This window comes from Curtobacterium sp. MMLR14_006 (assembly GCF_001864985.1).
GTDB lineage: Bacteria > Actinomycetota > Actinomycetes > Actinomycetales > Microbacteriaceae > Curtobacterium.
This window is the reverse complement of sequence record NZ_MJGU01000005.1, coordinates 56,120-80,935: the sequence shown is the minus strand read 5'-3', so window position 1 is coordinate 80,935 and position 24,816 is coordinate 56,120. Positions and strand designations below refer to the sequence as shown.

23 protein-coding genes are annotated in these 24,816 nt (G+C 72.1%); 15 read left to right on the top strand and 8 right to left on the bottom strand.

Annotated features, from left to right (window positions below; translation table 11 throughout):
* Positions 1 to 11: 11 nt before the first annotated feature.
* Positions 12 to 170: a hypothetical protein gene (locus tag BIU94_RS17630; protein ID WP_175472147.1), complete on the top strand. Its 159-nt coding sequence runs from the start codon at positions 12 to 14 to the stop codon at positions 168 to 170.
* An 88-nt stretch (positions 171 to 258) separates the two neighbouring features.
* Here the strand turns inward: BIU94_RS17630 and lipA are convergent, their stop codons facing one another.
* Positions 259 to 1,242 carry a lipoyl synthase gene (gene lipA / locus BIU94_RS02400; protein WP_071253835.1) on the bottom strand — a complete coding sequence of 328 codons (984 nt, stop codon included), beginning with the start codon at positions 1,240 to 1,242 and terminating at the stop codon, positions 259 to 261.
* Entirely contained in the window at positions 1,239 to 1,931 is a 693-nt protein-coding gene (gene lipB / locus BIU94_RS02395) for a lipoyl(octanoyl) transferase LipB (RefSeq protein WP_071253833.1), read from the bottom strand. The genes lipA and lipB overlap by 4 nt, the downstream gene beginning before the upstream one ends.
* A gap of 133 nt (positions 1,932 to 2,064) precedes the next feature.
* Here lipB and BIU94_RS02390 point away from each other — a divergent pair, with 133 nt between their 5' ends.
* From BIU94_RS02390 to BIU94_RS02375, 4 genes are read left to right on the top strand one after another with little or no spacing between them, the layout of a single operon-like run.
* Positions 2,065 to 2,442 (top strand): carboxymuconolactone decarboxylase family protein, encoded by a 378-nt coding sequence (locus BIU94_RS02390; protein ID WP_071253831.1) that lies wholly within the window; start codon positions 2,065 to 2,067, stop codon positions 2,440 to 2,442.
* Positions 2,439 to 3,659: an LLM class flavin-dependent oxidoreductase gene (locus BIU94_RS02385; protein ID WP_071253829.1), complete on the top strand. Its 1,221-nt coding sequence runs from the start codon at positions 2,439 to 2,441 to the stop codon at positions 3,657 to 3,659. The genes BIU94_RS02390 and BIU94_RS02385 overlap by 4 nt, the downstream gene beginning before the upstream one ends.
* Entirely contained in the window at positions 3,656 to 5,020 is a 1,365-nt protein-coding gene (locus tag BIU94_RS02380; protein WP_071253827.1) for an NtaA/DmoA family FMN-dependent monooxygenase, read from the top strand. Before BIU94_RS02385 ends, BIU94_RS02380 begins: the two co-directional genes overlap by 4 nt.
* Entirely contained in the window at positions 5,017 to 6,192 is a 1,176-nt protein-coding gene (locus BIU94_RS02375; RefSeq protein ID WP_071253825.1) for an LLM class flavin-dependent oxidoreductase, read from the top strand. Before BIU94_RS02380 ends, BIU94_RS02375 begins: the two co-directional genes overlap by 4 nt.
* Before the next feature lie 74 nt (positions 6,193 to 6,266).
* Here the strand turns inward: BIU94_RS02375 and BIU94_RS02370 are convergent, their stop codons facing one another.
* From BIU94_RS02370 to BIU94_RS02355, 4 genes are all read right to left on the bottom strand, one after another.
* The gene (locus tag BIU94_RS02370) at positions 6,267 to 7,295 is read right to left on the bottom strand and encodes a transporter substrate-binding domain-containing protein (protein WP_071253823.1); all 1,029 of its coding nucleotides are present in this window, start codon (positions 7,293 to 7,295) and stop codon (positions 6,267 to 6,269) included.
* 34 nt (positions 7,296 to 7,329) lie between these two features.
* Positions 7,330 to 8,103 (bottom strand): amino acid ABC transporter ATP-binding protein, encoded by a 774-nt coding sequence (locus BIU94_RS02365; RefSeq protein WP_071253822.1) that lies wholly within the window; start codon positions 8,101 to 8,103, stop codon positions 7,330 to 7,332.
* Positions 8,100 to 9,656 carry a GNAT family N-acetyltransferase gene (locus tag BIU94_RS17965; protein ID WP_083404533.1) on the bottom strand — a complete coding sequence of 519 codons (1,557 nt, stop codon included), beginning with the start codon at positions 9,654 to 9,656 and terminating at the stop codon, positions 8,100 to 8,102. Before BIU94_RS17965 ends, BIU94_RS02365 begins: the two co-directional genes overlap by 4 nt.
* A gap of 128 nt (positions 9,657 to 9,784) precedes the next feature.
* Entirely contained in the window at positions 9,785 to 10,579 is a 795-nt protein-coding gene (locus BIU94_RS02355; RefSeq protein ID WP_071253819.1) for a nucleotidyltransferase domain-containing protein, read from the bottom strand.
* Between the two features lie 64 nt (positions 10,580 to 10,643).
* Between BIU94_RS02355 and ffh the strand changes: the two genes are divergently transcribed.
* Positions 10,644 to 12,197, top strand: a complete 1,554-nt coding sequence (gene ffh / locus BIU94_RS02350) for a signal recognition particle protein (protein WP_071253817.1) — start codon at positions 10,644 to 10,646, stop codon at positions 12,195 to 12,197.
* 262 nt (positions 12,198 to 12,459) lie between these two features.
* On the opposite strand, the gene BIU94_RS02345 is transcribed toward ffh, so the two are convergent.
* Entirely contained in the window at positions 12,460 to 13,599 is a 1,140-nt protein-coding gene (locus BIU94_RS02345) for a glutamate--cysteine ligase (protein ID WP_217639468.1), read from the bottom strand.
* Between the two features lie 118 nt (positions 13,600 to 13,717).
* Here BIU94_RS02345 and aroA point away from each other — a divergent pair, with 118 nt between their 5' ends.
* The 8 genes from aroA (at position 13,718) to trmD (ending at position 23,260) form a co-directional block, all read left to right on the top strand.
* On the top strand, positions 13,718 to 16,954 hold the full coding sequence (aroA, locus tag BIU94_RS02340) for a 3-phosphoshikimate 1-carboxyvinyltransferase (RefSeq protein WP_071253925.1): 3,237 nt from the start codon (positions 13,718 to 13,720) through the stop codon (positions 16,952 to 16,954).
* Positions 16,951 to 18,120 (top strand): acyl-CoA dehydrogenase family protein, encoded by a 1,170-nt coding sequence (locus BIU94_RS02335; RefSeq protein WP_071253813.1) that lies wholly within the window; start codon positions 16,951 to 16,953, stop codon positions 18,118 to 18,120. Before aroA ends, BIU94_RS02335 begins: the two co-directional genes overlap by 4 nt.
* A 95-nt stretch (positions 18,121 to 18,215) precedes the next feature.
* On the top strand, positions 18,216 to 19,040 hold the full coding sequence (locus BIU94_RS02330; RefSeq protein WP_071253811.1) for an SDR family oxidoreductase: 825 nt from the start codon (positions 18,216 to 18,218) through the stop codon (positions 19,038 to 19,040).
* A 4-nt stretch (positions 19,041 to 19,044) separates the two neighbouring features.
* Complete coding sequence (locus BIU94_RS02325; protein ID WP_071253809.1) at positions 19,045 to 21,177, top strand: FAD-dependent oxidoreductase; 2,133 nt, start codon at positions 19,045 to 19,047, stop codon at positions 21,175 to 21,177.
* A gap of 164 nt (positions 21,178 to 21,341) precedes the next feature.
* The gene (gene rpsP, locus BIU94_RS02320) at positions 21,342 to 21,758 is read left to right on the top strand and encodes a 30S ribosomal protein S16 (RefSeq protein ID WP_071253807.1); all 417 of its coding nucleotides are present in this window, start codon (positions 21,342 to 21,344) and stop codon (positions 21,756 to 21,758) included.
* 4 nt (positions 21,759 to 21,762) lie between these two features.
* On the top strand, positions 21,763 to 21,999 hold the full coding sequence (locus BIU94_RS02315) for an RNA-binding protein (protein ID WP_022902329.1): 237 nt from the start codon (positions 21,763 to 21,765) through the stop codon (positions 21,997 to 21,999).
* Positions 21,992 to 22,564: a ribosome maturation factor RimM gene (gene rimM / locus BIU94_RS02310; RefSeq protein ID WP_071253805.1), complete on the top strand. Its 573-nt coding sequence runs from the start codon at positions 21,992 to 21,994 to the stop codon at positions 22,562 to 22,564. Before BIU94_RS02315 ends, rimM begins: the two co-directional genes overlap by 8 nt.
* 3 nt (positions 22,565 to 22,567) lie before the next feature.
* Positions 22,568 to 23,260, top strand: a complete 693-nt coding sequence (gene trmD / locus BIU94_RS02305) for a tRNA (guanosine(37)-N1)-methyltransferase TrmD (RefSeq protein WP_071253803.1) — start codon at positions 22,568 to 22,570, stop codon at positions 23,258 to 23,260.
* Positions 23,261 to 23,467: 207 nt separating this feature from the next.
* Here the strand turns inward: trmD and map are convergent, their stop codons facing one another.
* Positions 23,468 to 24,259, bottom strand: coding sequence for a type I methionyl aminopeptidase (gene map, locus BIU94_RS02300; protein ID WP_071253801.1), 792 nt, complete (start codon positions 24,257 to 24,259; stop codon positions 23,468 to 23,470).
* Between the two features lie 167 nt (positions 24,260 to 24,426).
* On the opposite strand from map, the gene rplS reads away from it, so the two are divergent.
* Entirely contained in the window at positions 24,427 to 24,783 is a 357-nt protein-coding gene (gene rplS / locus BIU94_RS02295) for a 50S ribosomal protein L19 (RefSeq protein WP_071253799.1), read from the top strand.
* Positions 24,784 to 24,816 lie beyond the last annotated feature (33 nt).

Here is a 24,816-nt window from a genome sequence, read left to right as displayed (position 1 = left end):
AGGAGCCCCACATGCCCGCTCTCCTGATCATCGCGATCATCGTCGGCCTGGTCCTGCTCTTCAGCGGCATCTTCGTCAGCGCCCTGAAGTTCCTGCTGTTCATCGGGATCGCCCTGATCCTGCTCTCGATCATCGGTTGGCTCCTGCGGAGCATCCGCGGCCGCGCCTGAGCAGGACGCGCCCTGCACGGGCGCAGATCCGGGACGGGAGGCACGGTGCCAGCTGGCACCGTGCCTCCCGTCCGTCCGTCTCCAGGTCTCAGACCGCCTGGCGACCCGGAGCGGCGTCGAGCAGGTGCGACAGGTGCTCCGGCACCGAGCCGCCGCGCGCGACCGTGGCCCGGGCCCAGAGGCGACCGGCGCGGTACGACGACCGCACCAGCGGTCCGGCGAGCACCCCCGCGAAGCCCATCGCCTCGGCCACCTCGCGCAATGCGACGAACTCGTCGGGCGTGACCCAGCGCGCCACCGGCAGGTGCCGCGGCGACGGGCGGAGGTACTGCGTCAAGGTGATGATGTCGGTACCGGCGTCGAACAGGCGCTGCAGGGCGTCCTCGATCTCGACGCGCTCCTCGCCCATGCCGAGGATGAGGTTCGACTTCGTGACGAGCCCCGCGTCTCGGCCCTGGCTGATGACGTCGAGCGACCGCTCGAACGTGAACGCGGGCCGGATGCGCTTGAAGATCCGCGGCACCGTCTCGACGTTGTGGGCGAAGACCTCGGGGCGGGCGTCGAACACCTGGCCGAGCTGGTCCGGCCGACCGTTGAAGTCGGGCAGGAGGATCTCGACGCCGGTGCCGGGGGAGTGCTCGTGGATCGCACGGATCGTCTCGGCGTAGAGCCACGCACCACCGTCGGGCAGGTCGTCGCGGGCGACCCCGGTGACCGTCGCGTACTTCAGGCCCATCTCGGCCACGGAGTCGGCGACGCGGCGCGGCTCGTCGCGGTCGAGCGGCTCGGGCTTGCCGGTGTCGATCTGGCAGAAGTCGCACCGGCGGGTGCACTGCGAGCCGCCGATGAGGAAGGTCGCCTCGCGGTCCTCCCAGCACTCGAAGACGTTGGGGCAGCCGGCCTCCTGGCAGACGGTGTGCAGCTGCTTGGTCTTCACCAGGGCCGACAGCTCGCGGAACTCCGGACCCTGGGTGGCGCGGGTCTTGATCCACGCGGGCTTCGTCTCGATCGGGGTCTCGGCGTTGCGGGCCTCGACCCGGAGCATGCGGCGGCCGTCGGGGGCGAGGGTCATACGAGGGTCTCCTGACGTGCGGGGGCGGCTGTCGTGGCGGTGCTGCTGATCCGGTGGCCGGTGTGCATGCCGTCGACGGCGTCCTGCACGCGTCGCGCGACGAGCGGCACGAGGTCGTCGGGGCCGACGTGCCGACCGGCCGCCGCACTGAGGGTCGTGACGCCGGCGTCCGTGATCCCGCACGGCACGATCGCGGCGTAAGCGTCGAGGGCGTTGTCGCAGTTGATCGCGATGCCGTGGCTCGAGACCCCCTCGGCGACGTGCAGGCCGATCGCGCCGACCTTGGCGGGCGGGACGTCGGTCGTCCACGCGCCGCTGCGGCCGTCGATGCGCCGGGCGTCGACGCCGACCGACGCCGCCGCGTCGATGACGACCTGCTCGAGGTCGCGCACCCAGGCGACGACGTCGATCGGCTCGGCCAGCCGGACGATCGGGTACACGACGAGCTGCCCGGGCCCGTGCCAGGTGATCCGGCCGCCGCGGTCGACCTCGACCACGGGGGAGCCGTCCGTCGGCAGGTCGGAGGCCTCGGTGCGGCGACCGGCGGTGTACACGGACGGGTGCTCGCAGAGGACGAGCGCTCCGGGGGAGCGGCCGGCGACGACGTCGGCGTGGAGGGCCCGCTGCAGTGCGAGCCCCTTGGCGTGGTCGAGCAGCCCCGGGGGCCGCACGAGTTCGAGTGGCGGCATGAGGGGAGCGTACGCCGGTTGTTGGACGGAGTACAAGAACCTGCAGCACGTGAGTGGTCGGTGTGCTCGGAGCCGGGACGTCACGCGGTGCAACATCGGCTCCCCGGCGCCGTCCTGCTCGTAGCGTCAACCCATGACCGACTACCTCGACCGCGAGCAGGACGCGACCTTCACGAAGGTCTACAAGCAGCAGACCCCGGACATCCTGCAGGCGTTCCTGCAGTTCGACTCGGCGGTGTTCCAGGCGGAGGGCCGGGCGATCCCGCTGCGGTACCGGGAGCTCATCGCCCTGGCCGTGGGCATCACCACGCAGTGCGTCTACTGCATCGACGCGCACAGCCAGCGCGCGGTGACCGCGGGGGCCTCCGAGGCGGAGCTCGCCGAGGCGGCGTGGGTCGCCACGGCGATCCGCGCCGGCGGCGGGTTCGCCCACGGTCGACTGGGCTTCAAGTTCGGCGCGGACGCCGCGCCGGCCGTGCCGGAGCACGACCACCCCGAGGCCCGTCCGTGACCGCGCGCCCGGTCCTGGTCACCGCCCTGCAGGGTGCCGGGTGGCACCCTGCCGCCTGGCGTGTCGCCGGGCCGGCCGCCCGGCGGCTCAGCAGCCTCCGCCACTGGCGTGACGTCGTCGTCGAGCAGGACCGGCTCGGCGTCGACGCCGTCACCATCGAGGACGCCTTCACGGCCGGCCCGGTGGCCGCCGACGGTGACCTCGACACCCGGACCGTCGTCGGGCGGCTCGACGCCCTGCTCGTCGCGAACGCGGTCGCGCCCGCGACCCGGGCCGTCGGCCTGGTGCCGACCGTCTCGGTGACGCACACCGAGCCGTTCCACGTCGCCACGGGCCTCCAGACCCTCGACCACGTCTCGCTCGGACGTGCCGGCTGGCGGATCCAGGTGAGCCCCACGCCGCGGGAAGCGGCGCTGTTCGGGCGCCGGGAGCTGCCGGCGTGGACCGGCACGGCGGACCCGGCGGCGACCGCGCCGCTCTTCGACGAGGCCCGGGAGGTCGCCGAGGTCGTCTCCCGCCTCTGGGACAGCTGGGACGACGACGCGATCATCCGCGACGTGGCCACGGGCCGGTTCATCGACCGCGACCGGATCCACGGCGCGGCGTTCGTCGGGGAGCACGTGGCGGTGCACGGTGCGTCGATCGTGCCGCGGTCGCCGCAGGGGCGGCCGCCGGTGTTCTCGCTGGCACACCGCGCGGACGCAGCGTCCTTCGCGGTGGACAGCGCGGACGTCGTCCTGGTCACCCCGGGCCTCGCCGGCCGGCGAGCGCGGGACCTGCTCGACGAGGTCCGTCACCTCGAGCAGGAGGCCGGGTCGGACGTGACACGTCCGGTCCTCGCCGACCTCGCGGTGCTCATCGGGTCCTCGACCGCCGAGGCCGAGGACGACCTCGCCGCGCTCGACCGCGCCGCCGGCGCGCCCTACGCCGTCGGCTCCGGCTCCGACACGACGGTGCTCGCGACGACCGTCGCGGACCTCGTCGCACGGATCGGCGACCTGGGCGGCCTCGGCTACGCCGGTGTCCGGCTCCGACCGCTGCGCATCCCGGTCGACTCGACGGCGATCGCCCGGCAGCTCGTGCCAGCGCTGGTCACCGCGGGCCTGCGCGCCGACGTCGCGTCCCGCCCCACCGCCGACCTGCGCACGCGGCTCGGCATCGCCCCGGCCGTCAGCCGGTACGCCCGCACCACCGCTGCCCAGGGGGTCCCAGCATGAGCACGAAGCGCCAGGTCCACCTCGCCGCACACTTCCCGGGGGTCAACAACACCACCGTGTGGAGCGACGAGCGAGCCGAGAGCCAGATCGCGTTCTCGTCGTTCGAGCACTTCGCGAGGAACGCCGAGCGCGGCTTCTTCGACTTCCTGTTCCTCGCCGAGGGGCTCCGGCTCCGCGAGCAGAAGGGCCGCATCCACGACCTCGACGTCGTCGGCCGCCCGAACACCCTCGCGATCCTCGCCGCCCTGGCCGGGGTCACCGAGCACATCGGCCTCGTCGGCACGCTGCAGACGACGTTCAACGAGCCGGTCGAGCTCGCGAAGCAGCTCGCGACGCTCGACCACCTCTCCGACGGGCGTGCCGGCTGGAACGTCGTGACGAGCTCGGACGCGTTCCACGGCGCGAACTTCCGACGCGGTGGCTTCCTCGACCACGCCGACCGGTACACGCGCGCCGACGAGTTCGTCTCGCTCGCACGGGAGCTGTGGGACTCGTGGGAGCCGGACGCGGTCGTCGCGGACGCCGCCTCGGGCCGCTTCGCCGATCGGTCGCGGATCCGTGACGTCGACCACCACGGGCCGCAGTTCGACGTCACCGGCACCTTCCCCGTCCCGCGGAGCCCGCAGCGGCACCCCGTGGTCGTGCAGGCCGGCGACTCCGACGAGGGACGCGACCTCGCCGCCCGTCAGGCGGAGGTCGTCTTCTCGCTGCACACCGAGTTCGACGACGCGAAGGCCTTCTCGGCGGACGTCGCGCAGCGCCTCGAACGCGTCGGCCGGACGCGTGACGAACTGCTGGTCCTGCCCGGTGCGACCTTCGTCCTCGGCGACACCACGGCCGACGCCGAGGACCGCTCCCGCGCGATCCGCCGCGCACAGGTGAGCCCCGCGACCGCGATCGCGTTCCTCGAGCAGGTCTGGAACCGCGACCTGTCCGGGTACGACGTCGACGGGCCGTTGCCCGAGGTCGAGCCGGACGTCGACGCCGACGCGATCACGCGCGGTCGTGTCCGGCTCGCCCAGGACCCGCGCGCCACGGTGCGGACCTGGCGTGAACTGGCGGAGGCGGAACGCCTGTCGATCCGCGACCTCGTGATCCGGGTGTCGACCCGCGGCGGCTTCGTCGGGACCCCGTCGCACATCGCCGCCGAGATCGACCGGTACGTGCAGGAGCGCGCCACGGACGGCTTCGTCGTCGTGCCGCACACCAACCCGCACGGACTCGACGAGTTCGTCGACCGGGTCGTCCCCCTGCTGCAGGAGCGCGGTGTCTACCGCACCGCGTACGACGACGGCGCGACCCTCCGCAGCACCCTCGGCCTGCCCGGGCACGTGCGCGACCGGCGAGGGGCGCTCGCATGACCCCGACGACCCCATCGGCGACCGGTCGAGCGGCCGTCCCGCTGTCCGTGCTCGACCTCGTGCCGGTGTCGTCCGGTTCGACGCCCGGCGCAGCCCTGCACAACACGATCGCGCTCGCCCGGGCGAGCGAGCGTGCCGGGTACGCGCGGTACTGGCTCGCCGAGCACCACCTCAACCCGGGCGTCGCCGGCAGCGCACCACTCGTCGTCCTCGGTGCGGTCGCCGCGGCGACGAGCACCATCCGGGTCGGCAGCGCCGCGACCCTCGTCGGCAACGTCCGCGGCCTGCAGATCGCCGAGACCTTCGGCACCCTCACCGGCCTGTACGGTTCGCGCTTCGACCTCGGACTCGGGCGTTCGGGAGCGCCGGCGGCGGGGACCCCGAGGCCGCCGGCACTGGCTCCGCGCGCGGACGAGGAGGTCGACGGGCTGCTGCTCCCGGCCCCCTTCGAGTTCCGCATCGCCCCGGGCAGCCGGTTCGCGCTGCAGGGCGAACTGCTCGGTCGCGTCCCCGGCGACGTGGAACGGTTCGAGGACGAGCTCACCCTGATCCGGCAGCTGTTCGCGGGCACCCACACGCGCGACGGTGTCGTCGTCGAGGCCCCGCCCGCCACCGGGGTCGACGTCGAGCTGTGGATCCACGGCTCGACCGGTGGCGAGAGCGCCCGGATCGCCGGCGCGCTCGGCCTGCCGTACGGCGCCAACTACCACTCGTCGCCCGGCACCGTCCTCGCCTCGGTCGAGGCGTACCGGGCGGCGTTCCGACCAGGGGTCCTGCGGGCACCGCACGTGATCGTCTCGGCGGACGTCGTCGTCGGACGGGACCCCGACGAGGCCGACGAACTGGCCCTCGGCTACGGCCAGTGGGTGTGGTCGATCCGGTCGGGTACCGGTGCGATCCCGTACCCGACGCCGGACGAGGCCAGGGCCACACCCCTGGTCGGCGACGCGGCGGCCGCGGTACGGGACCGGCTCGCCGCTCGGTTCGTCGGTGACCCGGCACACGTCGCCGATCGGCTCGAGGTCCTCGGCCGCGTCACCGGCGCCGACGAGCTCCTCGTCACGACGATCACGCACGACCACGCGGCGCGCGTGCGCTCCCACGAGCTGCTCGCGGCGGAGTGGGTCCGGCGGGCCGCGGCGTCCGACAGGCCGGTCGCGAGCAGTGTGTGACACGACGGAGGACGGACGACGGGAGGCGCGGTGCCAGCTGGCACCGCGCCTCCCGTCCCGACCGGCGACCGCCGTCAGCTGTTGTCGAGCGGCAACCCCTCGGGGTTGACCTCGGACTGCTCGACGGCCTCGTTCGACAGGTTGTACGCCTGCAGCCACTTCGCGTACGTGCCGTCCTCGATGAGCTCGTCGATCGCGCCCCGGATCGGCTCCGCGAGCCCGCTGCCCTTCTTCGTCGTCGCCGCGATCAGGCCCTGCAGCGTCGACCCGGCGCCCGAGTACGTGCCGGCCGTGTCCGACGGGTGCGCACTCCCCGCGCTCTGCGTGTTCTGGTACGCGATCGTCGGGTTCGGGCCGAAGTAGCCGTCGATCTTGCCGGAATCGAGCGCCAGCTCCACGGCGTTGCCGTCCGGGTAGTACTTGACGGTGACGTCCTCGCCGGCGGCCTGGAGCTGCGACTTCCACTCGAGGAGGATCTTCTCCTGGTTCGTCCCGGAGCTCACGGCGATCGTCTTGCCGGCCAGCACGGACGGGTCGCCTTCGAACGTCAGGTCCGAGCCCCGGAGGACCTGCAGGGCGAGTTCGTCGCGGCGGTAGGAGGCGAAGTCGTACTTCTCCTTGCGCTGCTCGGTCACCGTGATGTTCGAGAAGGCGGCGTCGTACTTGCCGCCGTCGATGCCGACGAACATGTTGTCCCACGTCGCGTTCTCGACCTTCGGCTGCAGGCCGAGCTTCGCGGCGACCAGACGCCCGAGGTCCGGCTCGGACCCGGTCAGCGTCTTCTGGTCGTCGCCGGTGAACGCCAGCGGCGGGAACCCGGCGGGGAGCGCGCCGACGCCGATCACCAGCTCGCCCGACTCCTTGACCGCGGCGGGCAGCGAGTCGTGCAGCGCCTCGTCCTCGGTCACCGTGACGGTCGTCTCGGTCCCGGCGCCGTTCGAGGCCGCGCCGATGGTGACGGAACCGTCCGACGAGCCGGGGTCCCCGTCGCCGGCGGACCCGCCCGCCGAGCACCCGGCCAGGGCGACGACGACGCCGGTCGCGAGGACGAGGGCTCCGGCACGGTGGCGCCAGCGGGTGGTGGTGCTGGTGGTGGTGGGCATGGTGCTCCTGGGTTCGTGAGGGCGGACTGGGCGGTCAGCGGACGCGTGCGAGGAAGTCCCGGGTCCGTGGGTGCCGGGGGGCGTCGACGACCTGGGACGGTGGTCCCTGCTCGACGACCCGGCCGTGGTCGAGGAACACCACGTGGTCGGCGACGTCGCGCGCGAAGGCGACCTCGTGCGTGACGATGACGAGCGTCGTGCCGGACTCGGCGAGCGACGCGATGACGTCGAGGACCTCGCCGACGAGTTCCGGGTCGAGCGCCGAGGTCGGCTCGTCGAGCAGGACGACCGCAGGTTCGAGCGCCAGGGCCCTGGCGATGGCGACGCGCTGCTGCTGGCCGCCGGAGAGCTGTCGCGGACGGGCGTCCGTCCGCTCCGCGAGGCCGACCCGACCGAGCAGGTCACGGGCCCGCGCGGTGGCGGTGGCGCGGTCGACCCCGGCCGCGAGCAGCCCCTCGGCGACGTTCTCGAGCGCGGTGAGGTGGGGGAACAGGTTGAAGTGCTGGAACACGAACCCGATCCGGGAACGCTGCCGCAGGATCAGCCGTTCGGGCAGCTCCTTGAACCGCGGCGTCCCGTCCCGGCCGGTCCGCAGCCGCACGCCGATCGGTTCACCCCCGATCGTGACCACCCCGCGGTCGAGCGGTTCGAGGTGGTTGATCGCCCGCAGCAGGGTGGACTTGCCGGACCCGGACGGCCCGAGGACCACGGTGACGCTGCCCGCCGGGAACGTCAGGTCGACGCCGTCGATGACGCGCTGGTCGCCGAACGCCTTCACGGCTCCGTGGATCGCGATGTCGGCGCTCATCGGACGGCCCCGTCGTCGATGGTGGGAGCGTTGCCGGAGGGGGCGGCTGCGGCTGCCTGTCGGCCCGGACCGCGTCCGGACCGACGACGGACCGCGGCCCGGACCCGTCCGAACAGCGTGGGTGGCAGCGTCCGCACGGACCCGCGAGCCGTCCAGCGCTCGACGTGGTACTGCACGACCGACACCGCGCTGGTCAGCGCGAGGTACCAGATCGTCGCGACCACGAGCAGCGGGATGATGTCCGTGGGGTAGGTGCTCGACAGGTTCTGCACGACACCGAACAGGTCGAGCAGCGACACGTAGAACAGCAGCGACGACGCCTTGAGCAACCCGACCACCTGGTTGACGAACGCCGGGACGATCGAGCGCAGCGCCTGGGGCAGGATCACCCGGACGAACTGCCGGCGGCGGGGCAGGCCGAGCGCCTGGGCGGCCTCGTGCTGCCCGTGGTCGACGGCGAGCACCCCGGCGCGGACGATCTCCGACGCGTAGGCGATCTCGGTGAGGCTCAGCGCCGCGACACCGATGGCCAGGTCGCTCAGCACGTTCGTGGTGGGCACCTCGAGCTGTGGCCCGAACGGGATCCCGATCCCGATCCTCGGGTAGAGCGACCCGAGGTTGTAGAGGAAGACGAGCACCAGGATGAGCGGCACGGACCGGAACAACCAGACGTAGCCCCAGGCCAGCCCGGACAGCACCGGGTTCCGCGACAGCCGGCCGACGGCGACCAGCACACCGCCCGCGAAGCTGATCACGGCGCTGAGCGCGGTCGCGACGAGCGTCAGCTGCAGGCCGGTCAGGATCGCCGGGCTGAACAGCCACTTGCCGACGGTGGACCAGCCCCACGCGGCGTTGGTGAAGAGGGTCTCGACGAAGTCGAGCAGGAGGACGAGCACCACCGCAGCGGCGAGCCACCGCACGGGGTGGCGCAGCGGGAGGACCGGCCGGTCCAGCGCGGCGCGGCCGGCAGCGTCGATGGTGGTGGTCGGCGCGGTCCCGGTCGTCGCGCCGGAGGCGCGGTGCGGCTCCGTCGCGTCCCCCGCGATGGTCTTCGTGAACGGGTGGATGCCGATCTCCTCCGGCGACCGCGTCACGTCGTAGCGGGGGGAGTACCCGGCGCGCAGGTAGAGCGACACCGCCTCCGGCTGTCGAGGCCCCGTGGTCAGGTACACGCGGCGGAAGCCCCGGCGGCGCGCCTCGTCCTCGAGCTCCGCGACCACGAGTCCGGCGAGCCCGCGCCCGCGGGCGTCGCGAGCAGTCCAGATGCGCTTCAACTCGACGGTGTCGTCGTCGTACGGCTTGAACGCGCCGCCGGCCACGAGCCGGTCGTCCTCGTGGAGGAGCACGAACGCACCACGGGGTGCGACGAAGTCCTCGACCGGGTAGCGCGCGAGCTCCACCGAGGCCGGCTCGCCGGAGTGGTCGCCGTACCGGGTGTCGTACTCGCGTTCGAGGTCCGCGAGCATCGGTGCCGCAGCCGGGTCGTCCGGTCGGACGGTGCGGAACACGAGCGCGCCACGTGGGCGGGCTGTCACCTCTGCTGACTCGGTCATGGCGTGACCGTACGAGGCCCGGTGACGACCGGGCAACGAGGTGCGCAACGGGCCGAAACACGACGCAACAGGGGGTCACACGCCGGGCGGTCTCCCCGATCGGAGCCGCCGCCGTGGGCCCGACGGCCTCAGCGCAACCGCTCCACTTCGCCGAGGAAGTAGGCGTCCGCGCGCTCGCGGGCCTCGGCCGACCTGTTCTCCGGCGGCAGGTCGTCGAAGGAGCGCGCCCGCTCGAGCTCGTCGGCCACGAACAGGGCCAGGACCGCGGGCGGCTCACCGTGCCCCAGCTCACGCGTCCGGGCCTTCACGACGATGAGCTCCGCGGCGGCCTCCCGGACCGCCTCGGGCGCGGACGACTCGGCGAGGAGCGTCGGCAGGTCCATCGGCGGGGTCGCACTCTCGGGGTGGTCACGGAGCCACCGCAGCGAGGCCGCGGTCCGGAGGATGTAGAAGAACCGCTTCAGGGTGACTCCGCGCTCCGCCTGGCGGTCCGCGACGTGCAGGTGGTGGCGGCCGATGCGACCCCGGTCCGCGACGCTCGCGACGAACGCGAGCAACCGGTCGCGGAACGCCTCGTCGCCCGTGTAGACGATCGGGGAGCGGAGCCACTCACCGACCGTGGCGTTCCCGTTCACGGCGAGCCGGACCGTCTTCGCCAGGTCCCACCCGTTCACGTCGAACACCTCGTCGACCGGTGTCTCGATGACGTCGCGGCGGGGCCACAGCGACAGGTAGTCGTCGGGTCGACGCACGTACAGGAAGCGGCAGTCGTAGTCGCTGTCCGGCGACGGGAACCCCCACGCGCGCGAGCCGCTCTCGACCGCCCACGGGATCGTGACCCCGAGGTCGGTCTGCAGCCGGGCGAGTCGGTCGTCGATCTCGGCGACCACGGCGGGGTCGAGTCCTGCTGGTACGGCACGCATGTCGAGACGATACCGAGGGCGGCGGCACCCGAGCGGGAGGGCGACCCGGTAGAATCGACGGATCATGGCGCAATTCGGTTCACTCTCCGATCGGCTGACCGAGACCTTCCGCAACCTGCGGAGCAAGGGTCGGCTGACTCCGTCCGACGTCGACGGCACCGTCCGCGAGATCCGGCGGGCGCTCCTCGACGCCGACGTCGCGCTCGAGGTCGTCAAGGCGTTCACCGCAGCGGTGCGCGAGCGTGCCCTCTCCGACGAGGTCAACCGCGCGCTCAACCCGGCGCAGCAGGTCGTCCAGATCGTCAACGAGGAACTCGTCGGCATCCTCGGCGGCCAGCAGCGTCGGCTCGAGTTCGCGAAGAAGCCGCCGACGGTCATCATGCTCGCGGGTCTGCAGGGTGCCGGTAAGACCACCCTCGCCGGCAAGCTCGGCAAGTGGCTCAAGAAGGACGGCCACACGCCGATGCTCGTCGCGGCGGACCTCCAGCGTCCGAACGCCGTGCAGCAGCTGCAGGTCGTCGGTGAGCAGGCCGGCGTCCACGTCTTCGCGCCGGAGCCCGGCAACGGCGTCGGCGACCCGGTCAAGGTCGCCAAGAACGCGATCAAGGCCGCCGTCGACCAGCAGTACGACACGGTCATCGTGGACACCGCCGGTCGTCTCGGCGTCGACGCCGAGCTGATGAAGCAGGCCGCGAACATCCGCAAGGCCGTCGACCCCGACGAGGTCCTGTTCGTCATCGACGCGATGATCGGTCAGGACGCCGTCGTCACCGCCCGTGCCTTCCAGGACGGCGTCGACTTCACCGGCGTCGTCCTGTCGAAGCTCGACGGCGACGCCCGCGGTGGTGCCGCGCTCTCGGTCGCCAGCGTCACCGGTCGCCCGATCATGTTCGCCTCCACCGGCGAGGGGCTCGACGACTTCGAGCCGTTCCACCCGGACCGCATGGCCAGCCGCATCCTCGACCTCGGCGACATCATGTCGCTCATCGAGCAGGCCCAGTCGGCCTTCGACGAGGACGAGGCCCGCAAGGTCGCCGAGAAGATCGCGACCGACTCGTTCACGCTGAACGACTTCCTCGGCCAGATGCAGCAGCTGCGCAAGGCCGGCTCGATCAAGGGCATGCTCGGCATGCTCCCGGGCGCCAAGGGCATGCGCGAGGCGCTCGACAACTTCGACGAGCGCGAGATCGTCCGCACGGAGGCCATCATCCAGTCGATGACCCCCCAGGAGCGCGAGCTCCCGAAGCTGCTGAACGGGTCTCGCCGACTGCGCATCGCGAAGGGTGCCGGGTCCACCGTGACCGAGGTCAACGCACTCGTGAACCGGTTCGAGCAGGCCGCGAAGATGATGAAGACCGTCGCCCGTGGTGGCGTGCCGCAGATGCCGGGCATGGGCCCGATCCCGGGCATGCACGGCGGCAAGAAGCAGCAGCAGGGCGGCAAGAAGAAGTCCAAGGTCGGCAACCCGGCGAAGCGTGCGGCCCTCGCCGCCGGTGCCGCGGCCGCGCCGCAGCAGGCCCCGCAGGGATCGGGCCTCGGGCTCGGCGGCGCCGCCAAGGGCGGCAAGGCGCCGACCGAGGAAGAGCTCGCCAGCCTGCAGAAGTTCCTGGGTCGCTAGTCGCGACCACCTGACGGACGGGAGGCCCGGTGCCAGCTGGCACCGGGCCTCCCGTCCGTCTGTGCGTGCGTCCACGCGCGCGTGCACGGCGCGCGTTCCGTCCCATCGCGCGCGTAGTAGGAAGCGGATTCGCGCGTAGGAGGGCGGAAGAAACGGCCTCCTACGCGCGAAACTGCCTCCCACGCGCGGAACAGCCCACCACGCACGGATCAGCACCGCGCGCGGAACAGCCCACCACGCGCGGAACAGCACCGCGTGCGGGCTAGAGCGAGTCGCGGAACTCCGTCACGAGGTGGCGGACGACCTCGCGCAGGTCGCCGCCGTGCTCCTGCGCGACCGCGAGCTGCCGCTGGTAGGACGCGCCGCGCTCGATCATCGTGTCGAGGTGGTGGAGCTCCTCCTGGCAGCCGAGTCGCTCGGCCACCGGGTCGAGCAGCTGCACGAGGTCGTGCACCTCGTCGGTGACGAGCCGCTCGTCGCCGGCGGTGTTCGTGATGATCTCGGCCTCCATGCCGTACCGGGCGGCACGCCACTTGTTCTCGCGGATGAACCAGGGCTGCATGGTCGGCAGGGTCTCGCCGGCGTCGAGCCGGTCGGACATCGACGTGACGAGGCACTGCACGAGCGCCGTCACCGCGCCGACCTCGTGCAGGGTGGAGATGCCGTCGGACACGCGGTTCTCGAGCGTGCCCCAGCCCGGTGACGGCCGGACGTCCCACCGCAGGTCCTTCACGCCGTCGATGACGCCGGTGCGGGTGAGGTCGTCGACGACCTCCTCGAAGTTCGCCCAGGCGCCGAGCTGCGGGGGCAGGCCGCCGGTCGGGAGCTGCTGGAACATGAGCGCACGGTTCGACGCGTACCCGGTGTCGATGCCGGCCCAGAACGGGCTCGACGCGGTGAACGCCTGCAGGTGCGGCACGTAGGCGAGCATCGCGCCGAGGATGGGCAGCGCCTTGTCGCGGTCGTCGATGCCGACGTGCACGTGGACGCCCCAGATGAGCATCTGCCGCCCCCACCAGCGCGTGCGGTCGATGAGCGTCGTGTAGTGCTCGCTGTCCGGGGTGATCTCCTGCTGGTCCCACACGGCGAACGGGTGGGTGCCGGAGCACATCACCTGGGCGTCGAGCGGCTCGGCGGCGTCGATGACCTCGCCGATGATGCCGGACAGCTCGCTCGTGGCGTCCCGCACCCGCGAGTGCACGCTCGAGACGACCTCGACGGTGTTCGTCAGGAGCTCCTCGGTGACGCGCTCGCGGTCACCGAGCCGCTCGTGGACGGCCGCTATCACGGCGGGGGCGCGGGGCGTGAGGTCGCCGGTCGCGCGGTCGACCAGGGGGAGCTCCCACTCCACGCCGATGGTCGACGGGCGGGACTCGGTGAAGCGGATGTCCATGCTGTACATCCTGCCCGGAAGGTTGTCGGACACGCACAACGAAGGCGGATCCCGGTCGTGCGGATCCGATCCACAGTAGTTCCACAGCGGGCGTACCGTTGATATGTCGAAGAAGGAAGAGGTACGCATGCAGTTGGTCGTGCGCGGCACGTCCGCACCGCTCGTGGGAGCGCTGGACATCCCGGTCTCGAAGTACCACGCGCACCGTGCCCTGGTGCTCGCGTCGCTGGCGAAGGGGACGAGCATCGTCTCCGGCATCAGCGCCACCCGCCAGGTCGAGTGGACCGTCGGTACCCTCCGTGCCCTCGGTGTCGACGTCAAGCGTCGCGGGGACGAGTACCACGTGACCGGGCTCGGCGGCCGGTACGAGGCGACCGACGTCGTCGACCACGGGTCCCGCGGTGCCGACGGCATCCTCAACATGGGGTCCTCGGGCACGACGCTCTACTTCATGACCGGCCTGGCGTCGCTCGCGGACGAGCCGATGACGCTCTCCGGCATGAAGTACTTCCAGCGCCGGCCGATCAAGGCGCTGCTCACCTCGCTCACGCAGATGGGCGTCGAGCTCGAAGCGACGAACGACTGCCCGCCCGTCACGGTCCAGCCCCGCCGACCCCGCGGCGGTGACGTCTCGATCGCCGGCACGCTGTCCCAGTGGGTGTCCGGCCTGCTCCTGGTCGCACCGTTCGCCGAGCAGGAGACCCGGATCCACATCACCGGGGGCCGGCTCAACGAGCAGCCCTACGTCGAGCTCACCGTGCGCATGATGCGGCAGTTCGGGCTGACCGTCGAGGTCTCCGACGACTGGCTCGAGTACCGGATCCCGGCGGGCCAGCAGGCGACCCCGCACGACTACGTCATCCCGCCGGACATCGGCTCGGCCGCGTTCGGCATCGCCGCGGCGGGCATCCGCGAGTCGGACCTGCTGCTCCGCGGTGTGACGGCCACCACGACCGCCGAGACGGACCACCCGGAGAGCGAGTTCCTCGACCTCGCGACGGCGATGGGCGTGCCGATGCGCATCGACGAGGAGACCGGCTTCGTCCGGATCCAGCACGACGGCTCGCCCCTGCGCGCCCTCGACATCGACTGCCAGCCGATCCCGGACCTGCTGCCGGTGCTCTCGACCATGGCGACCTTCGCCGAGGGCACGACGCGGCTCTGGAACGTGGCGCACATCCGCCTGAAGGAGTCCGACCGGGTCGCCGCGATGCTCCAGCTGAACCGTCTGGGCGGCCGCGCCGAGCAGGGCGCGGACGAGCTCCGCGTCACCGGCGTGCGGCCCGGCGACCTGCGGGGCGCGCCGATGTCCTCGTTCAACGACCACCGCGTGCTCATGTCGCTGGCCGTCGCCGCCTCGAAGGCCGAGGGGACGTCGGCGCTCACCTACCCGCGGGCCTACCGGATCTCGTACCCGACGTTCCTCGAGGCGATGAACTCGGTCGGACTCGACATGGAGGTCGGCGACGGCCTCGCCGCACGGGCCGCCCGCGACGACCGGATCGACGCCGCCGACGCCGCCGGCGAGCGCACCGACCTCGGTGAGGGCACCGACCTCGGTGAGGGCACGGACCTCGGTGAGCACACCCGCCCGGGCGACCGTTCCGGCGTCGGTGCGCAGCCTGACGACGCCGCGGGTCCGGAACTGCCCGAGCTCGCCGGCGTCGACGCCGACCCGCTGGTGCTCAGCGAGAAGGTCCGCGCGCTCGCGACGAGCGACCCCGACGGCCTCGCCGTCATCGAGGTGGGCGGAGCGGCTCCCGTGGACACCACGTGGCGGGAACTGCAGGACGAGGCCGACAAGGTCTCCGCGCTCCTGCTCGAGCTCGGCGTCCGCCGGGGCGAGTCGGTCGCCATGCAGCTGCCGAACTGGCGCGAGTTCGTGTCGATCACGCTCGGTGCGATCCAGATCGGCGCGGTGGCGACGCCGATCATGCCGGTCTTCGGCCCGCGTGAGACGACGATGACCCTCGCTCGGTCGCGCGCCCGGGTCGTGTTCCTGCCGAACGTGTTCCGGAAGCGCCGCCCGGCGCTCGAACTCCTCGACGTCATCGACGAGGCGAAGGCGCAGCACCGCCGCCTGTCCGTCGAGCACGTCATCGTGCTCCGTGCCGAGGCGCGCGGCCGCGCGGACACCCCGACGAACCAGCCGCCGCTGCCCGCGGACGCCCTGGACCGGGTGGCCGCCAGCGACTGGCACTGGCGGTACTGGGACACCGCGATCGACGCGGTCCAGGTGGACGTCGACCAGATCACCTCGCACGCGCCCGGCCCCGACGACGTCTGCCAGCTCCTGTTCACGAGCGGCACGACGGGGGAGCCGAAGGGCGTGCAGCACCCGCACCGCACCCTCGGCCTGGCGACCGCGATGCACGTCGCGCAGTCCGGCCTGACGAGCGAGGACCGGATCTACATCCCGTCGCCGCTCGCCCACCAGACCGGGTTCCTCTACGGCATGCTGCTCGCGTTCCGGCTCGGTGCGCCGCAGGTCATCCAGCCGGTGTGGGACGGCACCGTCGCGCTCGAGCAGGCGTTCGGCGTCGCGAAGGCGTCGTTCGTGCAGTGCGCGACCCCGTTCCTGACCGACCTCGTCGACCTGGTCGAGGCCGGCGCCCCGGCTCCCGAGAGCCTGCGCGTGTTCGTGCCGACCGGTGCGGCCGTCCCGCGGGCGCTGGCCCAGCGGGCGAGCACGGTGCTCGGCAGCGCGATCCTCGGTGCGTTCGGCACGAGCGAGACCTGCCTCGGGGCGCTGTCCAGCCCGTCCGACGACCCGACGGACGCGTACGGGCACGACGGCCGCGCCCTGCCGGGCATCCGGATCCGCATCGTCGACGACGAAGGCCACGAGCTCCCGGCCGACACCGAGGGCAACTTCGAGCTGCTCTCGCCGACGATGTTCGACGGCTACCTCGACCGCCAGGACCTGACCGACGACGTCTTCACCGAGGACGGCTGGTACCGGACGGGGGACCTGGCGAAGGTCGACGCCAAGGGCTTCCTGTCGATCACCGGCCGGGTGAAGGACGTCATCAACCGCGGTGGCGAGAAGATCCCCGTGGTCGAGATCGAGAACCTGCTCTACCAGCACCCCCTCGTCACGGACGTCGCGATCGTGGCGATGCCCGACGAGCGGCTGGGCGAGCGGGCCTGCGCGTTCGTCGTGCCGGCTGCCGGAGCCGACCGGCTCGACTTCGCGTCGATGCAGCAGGCGCTCGACAAGGCGGGTGTGAGCAAGTACTACTGGCCGGAGCGACTCGAGTACATCGACGAGCTGCCCCGCAACGCGGTCGGCAAGGTGCAGAAGAACGTCCTGCGGGACCAGGCAGCGGCACTCGTCGCGACGAAGGAGAACGAGACACGATGACGATGGTCACGGAGCCGGACACCGAGACGGCCTTCCAGCAGCTCAAGGCCGAGGTCACCGAGTGGGTCCGCGGCCGCGGTGAGGAGTGGGCGGAGGAGATCGAACGCACCGGCCAGGTCGCCCCCGAGCTCTTCCAGGAGCTCAAGGACAAGGGCTGGCTGTCGCTCGCGGCACCGACCGAGCTCGGCGGACGGGCCATCCCGTTCTCGCGCTACCTCGAGATCATGGAGATCGTCTCGCGTTCACACGCGTCGATCCGGATGCTCGTGCACGTCATCAACGGCACGTGGCGCGCGATGGCCCCCTACGCGACGCCGGAGCAGATCGAGCACGTCGTCAAGCCCTCCGTCGCGGGCGACGCGCTCGTCGCGTTCACCCTGACCGAGGCGACGGCCGGCACCGGCGCGGACATCCGCACCACCGTCCGCCGCGAGGGCGACACGTACGTCATGAACGGCGAGAAGCACCTCATCACGTTCGGGGTCAAGGCCGACTACTGGCTCATCGCCGCCCGCCTCGAGGGCACCACCGGCCAGGACGGCACGGTCGCGTTCCTCATGCCGAACAGCGGGCTGCCGGGCGCCGAGGTGATCGACGACTCGGACACCATGGGCATCCGCGGCACCGACCACGCGATCCTCCGCTTCACCGAGACGCCGATCCCGGCCTCGGCCCGCCTGGGCGAGGAGGGCCAGGGCCTCGAGGTCGCACTCGGCGGCTTCCTGCTGCCGAGCCGCGTCTCCGTCGCGATGAGCGCCGTCGGCCTCGCCGAGCGGGCGAACGAGCTCGCCGTCGAGTACGCGAACAAGCGCGAGACCTTCGGCAAGCAGCTCTCCAGCCGCCAGGCGATCCAGTTCTACCTGGCCGAGAACTACGCCGACATCGCCGCCGCCCGCGCCCTGGTGCTCGAGGCCGCACGCGCCTACGAAGAGGGGCGCCCCGACGCCGGCACGTTGTCGAGCGCCTCGAAGATGGTCGCCGTCGACATGCTCGCCCGCGTCACCGACAAGGCGCTGCAGGTGCACGGCGGCCAGGGCTACTGGAAGCGCAACGCGATCGAGCGCGTCTACCGCGACGCGCGCGCGCAGCGCTTCGAAGAGGGCACCAACGAGATCCAGAAGCTGGTCGTCGGCCGCGCCGTCGTGACCGGCGCGGCCGGGTTCTAGGACGCCACCACCCACCGGACGGGAGGCCCGTGGCGGGCCCGTCCCGCGCCTCCCGTCCGATCCCACGCACTCCCCGACACAGGCAGAGGACAGCAGTGACCGACAGCACCAACGCACCCATCGCGCTCATCACGGGCGCCTCGCGCGGCATCGGCCGCCTGCTCGCACAGAAGCTCGGCCAGCGCGGCGTCACCGTCGTGGTGACGTACAAGGGCAACGCCGATCTGGCCGAGGAGTCCCTGGCCGACGTCAGGGCCGCCGGCGGCGACGGCATCACCGCCCAGGTCGACATCGAGCAGCCGGAGTCGATCGACGCCCTGTTCGACCTGGTGCGCGACACCTACGGCCGCCTCGACTACTTCGTCGCGAACGCTGCCGCCAGCGCGTTCAAGCCCGTCGCCGACCTCAAGCTGCACCACCTCGACCGCAGCTACGCCACGAACGCCCGCTCGTTCGTGCTCGGCGCCCAGCGCGCCGCGGAACTCATGGACCGGGGTGGCCGCATCGTCGTCGTGACCTCGTACGGATCGCTCCGGGCGTTCCCGACCTACGCCGCGCTCGGTGCCGCCAAGGCGATGAGCGAGTCCTACATGCAGTACATGGCGGTCGAGTTCGGTCCGCGCCGGATCACCGTCAACGCGGTGAACGGCGGCCTCATCGACACCGACTCGCTCGACTACTTCTACAACTCGGTGCCGGGGATGGCGCCGATGGACTCGGTGCTGTCGAAGCTGCCGCTGCAGCGCCCGGGCACCGCCGACGACATGGCGGACGCGGTCGACTTCCTGCTGTCCGACAAGGCGTCCTACATCACCGGGCAGACCCTCTCGGTCGACGGCGGACTCACCGTGGTCGCGCCGCCGTTCTGGGCGGACACGACGTCGCCCCTTCGCGACGCGGTGCTGCCTCCGGCAGAGTAGGCACATGAGCACCGTCGCCGTACCCGAGCTCGCCGTCGTCTCCTCGCCGTGGAGCCTCGGTCCCCTGCACCTGTCGAACCGGGTGGTGATGGGGTCGATGCACACCGGACTCGAGGTGCAGGACGACGGCGGGGCGGGCATGGCCGCCTTCTACCGCGAGCGCGCGGCGGGCGGGGCGGCCTGCATCATCACCGGCGGCATCGCCGTGAGCGACGAGGCCCGCGGCGGTCCGGACTTCGCCGTGTTCGGCGTCGGGGGAGCGGACGAGCGCTTCCGCGCCGCGGTCGACGCCGTGCACGACGAGGGCTCCACGATCCTCGCGCAGCTGTTCCACGCCGGTCGGTACGCACTCGCCGCGGGCATGGTCGACCGGCACGGGGCACCCCAGCGGGTCGTGGCGCCCTCGGCACTGCCGTGGGCTGCGGCGCGCGGCGTGGTGCCGACCGAGCTGACGGCCGCCGAGGTCGAACGGACCATCGAGGACTTCGCCGCCGCGGCCCGCTCCGCACGCGACACCGGGTTCGACGGCGTCGAGATCATGGCGTCCGAGGGCTACCTCATCAACCAGTTCCAGTCGCCGCTGACGAACCTGCGCGACGACGAGTGGGGCGGTTCGCCGGAACGGCGACGGCGCTTCACGGTGGCGGTCGTCGAGGCCGTCCGCGCGGCGGTGCCCGACCTGGCCGTGACGATCCGGCTCTCCGGAGCCGACCTCATGCCCGGGTCGTCGACGGACGACGAGGTCGACGCCCTCGTGCACGACCTGCTGCCCCTCGGGCTCGACGGGATCTCGGTCGGCATCGGCTGGCACGAGTCGCGCACGCCCACCGTGCAGGCCGCCGTGCCGCACGGGGCGTGGCTCGCCTACGCGTCGCGGATCGCCCGGGTCGTGCGCGCCTCGGACCACCCCGAGGTCCGCGTCATCGCCTCGAACCGGATGACCGACCTGCGCGACGGCGAGGCGGTGCTGGCCGACGGGCTGCTCGACGCCGTCGCCCTCGCGCGCCCGTTCCTCGCCGACCCCGCGATCGTGGACCGGTCGCTCGCGGGGTCCTTCGACCTCGTGAACACCTGCATCGGCTGCAACCAGGCCTGCCTCGACCGGTCGATCATCGGCGCACCGGTGTCCTGCCTGGTCAACCCGCGGGCGGCGCGCGAGGTCGCGTTCCCGGCCCGACCGACCACCGACCCGAAGCGGGTCGACGTCGTCGGCGGGGGACCGGCGGGGCTCGCGGCAGCGGTGGACGCCGCGCGACGCGGTCACGACGTCACGCTGTGGGAGGCCTCCGACCGGCTCGGCGGACAGTTCGACCTCGCCGCGCTCGTGCCCGGCAAGGAGGACTACGCCGCCACCGTCCGGGCCGCCCGCGCCGAGCTCGCCGACCGCGGCGCCACCGTGCACCTCGGGCACCCGGCCACCGCGGCGGACCTGGTCGGCAGCGACGCCGTGGTCGTCGCCACGGGCGTCGTGCCACGGGCGGTCGACGTGCCGGGCGCCGACCTGCCGCACGTGCTGTCCTACGAGCAGGCCCTGCGCGACGGGGTCCCCGCCGGCACGGTGGCGATCATCGGCGGCGGCGGCATCGGCGTCGACACGGCGGCCTTCCTGACCGAGTCACCGGACGAAGCACGTCGGGCCACCGAGTTCGGCGCGCGCTGGGACGTCGACGTCGCCGAGACCGTCGTGGGCGACATGCCGCAGCGGCTCCCCGCCGCGCACCGCACGCTCCGGCCCGGTCCGGACGTCACCGTGCTCCGCCGGTCGGGCAAGTTCGGCCAGGGCGTCGGCATCACCTCGCGCTGGGTGGCGCTCGGCCGGCTGCGCGACGCCGGGGTGCGGATGGTCGGCGGCGTGCAGGAGTACCTGCGCATCGAACCCGGCGTGCTGTGGATCCGCGACGAGCACGGGGACGAGGTCGGCGTGCCGGCGGACAGTGTCGTGGTCTGCGCCGGGCAGGAGCCCGCGCTCCCGACCGGCGACGAGGCGGACGGCCGGCCGACCGACGGACTCATCACGGGCCTCCAGGCCGCCGGCGTGTCGGTCGCCGTCGTCGGCGGCGCCCGCGACGCGCGGAGCGTCGACGCGGTCCGCGCGACGTCCGAGGCACTCGAAGCCGTTCGCCGACTCGCGCCGTAGCGAGTCGGCTCGCATCACGGCCGGGAATCTGCAAGAATGAACGGTCGAATCGCCGCAGCTCGACCCTCTATCCAGCTGTGAGCGATCTCTCTCGAGCTTTCGCCGTGTGTGCCCCCACGCCCGCGGTTCCAGTTCAACCACAACGAAAGCAAACAGGAGCAATTGTGGCTGTCAAGATCCGTCTGAAGCGTCTCGGTAAGATCCGTGCGCCCTACTACCGCATCGTCGTCGCCGACTCGCGCACCAAGCGCGACGGTCGCGTCCTCGAGGAGATCGGTCAGTACCACCCGACCGAGGAGCCCTCGGTCATCAAGATCGAGTCCGAGCGTGCGCTCTACTGGCTCGGCGTCGGCGCGCAGCCGACCGAGCAGGTCGCGGCCCTCCTCAAGCTGACCGGCGACTGGGCCAAGTTCAAGGGCGAGAAGGACACCGAGTCCAAGGTCAAGGTCGCCGAGCCGAAGCAGGCCTTCGTGGCCGACTCGTCGAAGAAGGCCGTCCTCAAGCCCAAGTCGGAGAAGACCGCTCCGGCCGCCCCGGCTGCCGACGAGGCCGCCACCGACGCCGAGACGACCGAGGCGTAATTCCTTGCTCGAATCCGCGCTGACGCACCTCGTCAAGGGGATCGTCGATCACCCTGACGACGTGCGCGTCGCCAGCTCCACCTCTGCGCGGGGCGAGGTCCTCGAGGTGCGTGTGCACCCCGAGGACCTCGGCCGCGTGATCGGTCGCGCCGGGCGCACTGCCAAGGCGCTCCGCACCCTCGTCTCGGCCCTGGCCGACGGCAAGCGCGTGCGGGTCGACGTGGTGGACACCGATTCCTAGGGAGACGACCCAGCTCCGGGTGGGTCGGATCACCAAGGCGCACGGGCTCAAGGGCGGCATCAAGCTCGAGCTCTACACCGACGACCCGGATCGTCGGTTCACCCCGGGCGCCACGTTCACGCTCCAGGTCCCCGACGACTCACCGTGGTCGGGCAAGACCCTCGAGCTCGACGAGCTCCGCTGGTACAACGGTCACCCCGTCGCGTTCTTCGCCGGGATCGACGACCGCACCGGCGCCGAGTCGCTCGCCCGCGCGATCCTCTGGGTCGAGCAGGACGCCGACGCCGAGACCGGCGAGGACGACGCCTGGTACGACCACCAGCTGGTCGGACTGCGTGTCCTCCGCGACGGCGTCGAGGTCGGCACCGTCGCCCGCGTCGACCACCTGCCCGCGCAGGACCTGCTCGCGGTCGACACCCCGTCCCGCGGCGAGGTCCTGGTGCCGTTCGTCTCGGCCATCGTGCCCGCCGTCGACATCGCGGCCGGCACCGTCACCGTGACGCCCCCGCAGGGCCTGTTCGAGGACCCCGAGGACACGTCCCGCCCCGAGACGGTGACGGACTAGCCCGTGCGGATCGACATCGTCACGATCTTCCCGGAGTTCTTCTCCGTGCTCGACGTGTCCCTGCTCGGCAAGGCCCGCTCCGGCGGCCTGCTCGACCTGCACGTGCACGACCTGCGCTCCTGGACGACCGACCGGCACCGCACCGTCGACGACACCCCGTACGGCGGTGGCGCCGGCATGGTGATGAAGCCCGAGCCGTGGGCCCAGGCACTCGAGGCCCTGCTCCGACCGGACGGGTCCTCGACCCTGGTCGTCCCGACACCGGCCGGCACCCCGTTCACGCAGTCGATCGCGCGTTCGCTCGCGTCGACCTCGGACCACCTCGTGTTCGCCTGCGGGCGGTACGAGGGCATCGACGCCCGCGTCTTCGAGTGGGCGGCGTCCCGCTGCTCCGTCGTCGAGCTCTCGCTGGGCGACTACGTCCTGAACGGCGGCGAGGTCGCGGCGATGGCGATGATCGAGGCCGTCGGGCGCCTGGTGCCCGGCGTCGTCGGCAACCCCGAGTCCCTGGTCGAGGAGTCCCACGAGGACGGCTTGCTCGAGTACCCCTCGTACACGAAGCCGGCGTCCTGGCGGGACCTCGACGTCCCGGACGTCCTGCTGAGCGGCCACCACGGCCGCGTCGCCGCGTGGCGGCACGAGCAGCAGCTCGAGCGCACCCGTCGCGTCCGCCCGGACCTGCTCCCCGACGCGTAGCGCTGCCGCTGTCGCGCGGCCGCTGGCGCGCCCTGGTGCTGTTCCGCGCGTGGTGAGCGCTTTCGCGCGTGGTGAGTCGTTCCGCGCGTAGGAGGCAGGTTCTTCCTGTCTCCTACGCGCGATTCCGCTTTCCATGTCATGCGCGATGGGACGGAACGCGCGCCGGACGGGAGGCGCGGGGCGGGGCTGCACCGGGCCTCCCGTCCGTCAGGCGGTCGCGTCGGCGCGCTGGGCGCGGCGCAGGGTCAGGACCTCGGGACCCTGCTCGGTCACCGCGACCGTGTGCTCGACGTGCGCGGCACGCGAGCCGTCGACGCTCCGCAGGGTCCAGCCGTCCTCGTCCTGGTAGAGCTCGTCGGTGCCCCGCATGAGCCACGGCTCGATCGCGACGACGAGCCCCGGGCGGAGCTTCAGGCCGCGGCCCGGGCGGCCGTCGTTCGGGACGTGGGGGTCGCCGTGCATCGTGTGGCCGACACCGTGGCCGCCGAACTGCAGGTTGACGTCGTAGCCGGCGTCCTTCGCGACGCGTCCGATGGCGTACGAGACGTCGCCGAGCTTGTTGCCGGGTGCGAACTGGGCGATGCCGGCCGCGAGGGCACGCTCGACCGTGTCGACCAGGGCCTGGTCCTCGTCACGGGGCGTGCCGACCTGCACGGTCACCGCGGAGTCCGCGACCCAGCCGTCGACGCTCGCGGCGAAGTCGAGGCTCACCAGGTCACCGTCCTGCAGCACCCGGTCGTGGGGCAGGCCGTGCAGCGCGGCGTCGTTGACCGAGGTGCAGAGGTTCTTCCCGAACGGCGACATGCCGAACGAGGGGTGGTAGTCGACGTAGCAGCTCACCGCGCCGCGGTCCGCGATCATCCGGGCCGCCACGCGGTCGAGGTCGAGCAGGTTGACGCCGACGTCGACCGTCACGAGCAGCTCGTCGAGGACGTCGGCCACGAACCGGCCGGCGGTGCGCAGGCCGTCCAGCTCGGCGGGGGTGCGGAGTTCGATCATGGCTCCATCCTCGTCGTTTTGTCCCGGGCGCTCTCTGTGGCAGTATTGATCGCTGTGCCCTGGCTGGACTCTGCCACGGGGGAGTCGCCGACACCGGGCACGAACCACTACTTTCCGAACATCGATCCGCGGCGACCCGTGCGCGTCCGCAGAGAGTGAAACCCACCATGAGCCAGCTCCTCGACAACGTCGACGCAGCGTCGCTGCGTACCGACGTCCCGGACTTCCGCCCCGGCGACACCGTGAAGGTGCACGTCAACATCGTCGAAGGCACGCGCTCGCGTATCCAGGTCTTCCAGGGTGTCGTCATCGGCCGTCAGGGCCACGGCATCGGCGAGACCTTCAAGGTCCGCAAGGTGAGCTTCCAGGTCGGCGTCGAGCGCTGGTTCCCGGTGCACTCGCCGATCATCGACCACATCGAGATCGTCACCAAGGGTGACGTCCGTCGTGCGAAGCTCTACTACCTGCGCGAGCTCCGCGGCAAGGCGGCCCGCCGCAAGATCAAGGAGAAGCGCGACGCCTGATCGCCTTCACAGTGACGTCCGCGAGCCGGACGG